Consider the following 3,338-nt stretch of genomic DNA (forward strand, 5'->3'; position numbering starts at 1 on the left):
CGGGACGCTGAAGACGCCCCAGTGGTAGTAGATGCCGAACTTGGCGTCCTGGAACCACTCGGCCGCGGCCGGGTGCTGGCCGACCGAGGCCCACGACTCGGAGTAGCTGGTGGGGCCGGGGATGGCGGCGGAGGCGGGGAAGGGACGGATCAGGCCGCCGGTGGCGGCGGCGGCGCCGGTAACACCCAGTGCGGCCAGCAGCGAACGTCGGGAGATCGAGGGACGGGACATGGAGCTCCCTCCAGAGGCGGAGTGGGCGGTGGTGGTGTGGCGGCCTGTCTCACGGCCGAGACGTCAGACGTTAAAGGTTTCCGATGCGTAACGTCAATGCTCATCGACGGCTGCGCGGGCTGCTCTTGCCGTGCGTGCCTGGAGGGGCGGCGGGGCCGGGCGTCAGGCAGACATCAGATCAATGCCCACAGCGCCCGTGTCGAGGCGGCGGGGCGTCGGTCTCGCTCCGCGAGACATCGTATGAACGTTAACACCGAGGGCTCTCATCTTCACCCCGATCGTCCCGACTCCGCGAGGGGTGGCGCAGTCCCCCTCGCGCGGGCGTCCGGGGGGCGAGCCGCCTGCCGCGCCGTGTGTTAGCGATAACATCGCGGCGTCGGGGGCGAGGCTTGCCCGCCGGGCCCTGACCTCGGGGCGCAGGCAGGAGCGCCGTCGGGACGGCGGGGTTTCCGTCTGGCATCTGCGCCGTTAAATCTTGACGAGCGGCTATGTTATCGCTCACAGTTGTGAAACGCCGGCCGGCGCGCGACCCCTCCGGTCGCTGCAGGGAGCTGTCCGGAGGGGTCGAAACCCTGCTGAGAACGTTCACATTCCGTGCGCCGGGCTGCCCTTCCGGCGCTGGTGCGGTGGGTCGGCGCGGGGGCGCCACGCCGACAGGCCTGCACGTTGCCCCCGTCCGGTCGCACCCATCCCGCCGCCCCCGTCGAATCCGCTGGCCCGTCGAGCCGCGGAAACCCGTCCCGAGAGGAGATGCCTGATGCCCGACAAGGCTGTCGCGCGACGATCGAGAAGACGATCGAGGTCACTACGCGCCGCGGTGCTGACGGTGGTGACCACGCTGCTGGCCGCCCTCGCCGCGGTGGTCCTCGCCCCCGCGCCCGCGATGGCCGCCGACTCCGCCTACGTGATGGCGTACTTCAAGGAGTCCGTCAGCGGTGCCGGCAACGTCAACAGCGTGCACCTGGCGGTCAGCTCCGACGCGTTGGAGTGGACGCCGCTCAACAACAACGAGGCGATCCTGACGCCGACGGCCGGCACCCGGGGGATCCGCGACCCGTTCCTGTTCCGGCTCAACGACGGCACCTGGGTGCTGGCGGCCACCGACATCCCGGTCGGCGGCAACTTCTGGGCCCCGAACCCGAACATCCACATCTGGACCTCGCCCGACCTGGTGAACTGGTCGGCGGACCGCCTGCTCAACATCAACTGGCCGAACCCGGGCTCGTTCACCTGGGCCCCGTCGATCTACTGGGACGCGTCCCGCAACCAGTACGCGATCACCTACTCGACCGTCCCGGCCGGCTACACCTACTCGGTGATCATGGTCGTGTACACGAGCAACTTCACCAACGTCACCTCGCCCGTCGTCCTCTTCGACGGCGGCCCGAGCGGTGTCATCGACTCGCACGTCGTCACCGGCGTCAACGGCATGAACTACCTCTACTACAAGAGCAACTCGCCCTCCACCCTGTACGGCGCCCGGTCGACGTCGCTCAACCCGGGCAGCTTCGTCCGCTACACCAACGGCACCGGCGGCGGCTGCATCGAGGCGCCCACGGTGGTCAAGTCGCTGACCTCGTCGACGTGGTGGCTGTGGGGCGACACGTTCTGCCCGAACAGCGTGTTCCTCGCCTGGCAGGGCGACATCGTCGCGGGCACCTGGACGGCGGTCAACCAGCGCAACTACACGCCCCCGCTCAACGCCAAGCACAACTCGATCCACCCGATCAGCGCCACCGACCGCACGAACCTGCTCAACCGTTACGGCGGCACCACCCAGTGGAACCGCATCAAGTCCTGGACCAACCCCGGGTCGTACGTCCGCCACGCCAACGGCGTCGGCCGCGTCGACGCGATGCCGTTCGACCCGTACCAGGATTCGCAGTGGCGGCTCGTGCCGGGGCTCGCGGACCCGGCCGGGGTGTCGTTCGAGTCGGTGAACCAGCCCGGACGGTACCTGCGGCACTCCAACTACAGCATGGTGCTCGCGGCCAACGACAACAGCGCGATCTTCCGCGCCGACGCGACCTTCTACCGGGTCGCCGGCCTGGCCAACTCGGGCTGGTCGTCGTTCCGCTCCTACAACTTCCCCACCAGGTACCTGCGGCAGCAGAGCAACCAGCTCTACATCCACGAGATCACCACCGCCACGGAGCGGGAGAACGCGACCTTCCGGGTCGGCTACTGACCGCGTCGCCGGCCCCGCACACCACCACCAGGAGATGACGATGACAGTCGCAAGCCCGCCCGCGACCAGGGCCCGGATCAGACGCGCCGGCGCCTGGCTCGTGAGCCTGTTCCTGATCGCGACGCTGCTGCCGGGGAGCCCGGCCCACGCCGACAACCCGATCGTGCAGACGATCTATACGGCGGATCCTGCGCCGTTGGTGCACAACGGTCGGGTGTATCTGTACACCGGGCATGACGAGGACGGGTCGACGTACTTCACGATGAAGGACTGGCGGGTGTTCTCGTCGGCCGACATGGTGAACTGGACTGATCATGGTTCGCCGATGAGTCTGGCGACGTTCGCGTGGGCGGAGTCGGATGCGTGGGCGGGTCACGTGGCGGCGCGTAACGGGAAGTTCTACTGGTATGTGCCGGTGAAGCAGCGTGGTGGCGGGATGGTGATCGGTGTCGGGGTGGCCGACAGTCCGACCGGTCCGTTCCGCGACGCGATCGGTCGTCCGTTGCTGGGTAATGGTGAGATCGATCCGAACGTGATGATCGACGACGACGGGCAGGCATACCTGTACTGGGGTAACCCGAACCTGTGGTACGTGAAGCTGAACCAGGACATGATCTCCTACTCGGGCAGCCCGACGAAGATCCCGTTGACCACGGCCGGGTTCGGCACGCGTAACGGCAACGCGAGTCGTCCGACGTTGTATGAGGAGGCGCCGTGGGTGTACAAGCGCAACGGTGTCTACTACAACATCTTCGCGGCGGAGTGTTGTGGTGAGTTCATCGCGTATTCGACGGCGCCGGGTCCGACGGGGCCGTGGACGTACCGGGGGACGGTGATGCCGCGGCAGGGCAGCAGTTTCACCAATCATCCGGGGATCGTGGACTTCAACGGCGGGTCGTATTTCTTCTACCACAATGGC

Annotated in this window: 3 protein-coding genes; 2 read left to right on the top strand and 1 reads right to left on the bottom strand. The window is 67.6% G+C overall.

The features are described 5' to 3' along the window. A partial coding sequence (locus ACVMYR_RS33000) for an alpha-L-fucosidase (protein ID WP_457123687.1) occupies positions 1-231 on the bottom strand: 231 nt, incomplete at its 3' end. A 757-nt stretch (positions 232-988) separates the two neighbouring features. Between ACVMYR_RS33000 and ACVMYR_RS33005 the strand changes: the two genes are divergently transcribed. Next, positions 989-2,419 carry a glycoside hydrolase family 43 protein gene (locus ACVMYR_RS33005; protein WP_218106998.1) on the top strand — a complete coding sequence of 477 codons (1,431 nt, stop codon included), beginning with the start codon at positions 989-991 and terminating at the stop codon, positions 2,417-2,419. Between the two features lie 40 nt (positions 2,420-2,459). Then, positions 2,460-3,338, top strand: an 879-nt coding sequence (locus tag ACVMYR_RS33010; RefSeq protein WP_457123688.1) for a family 43 glycosylhydrolase, incomplete at its 3' end; no start/stop codon positions are given.

The organism is Micromonospora sp. PTRAS2 (assembly GCF_054052245.1).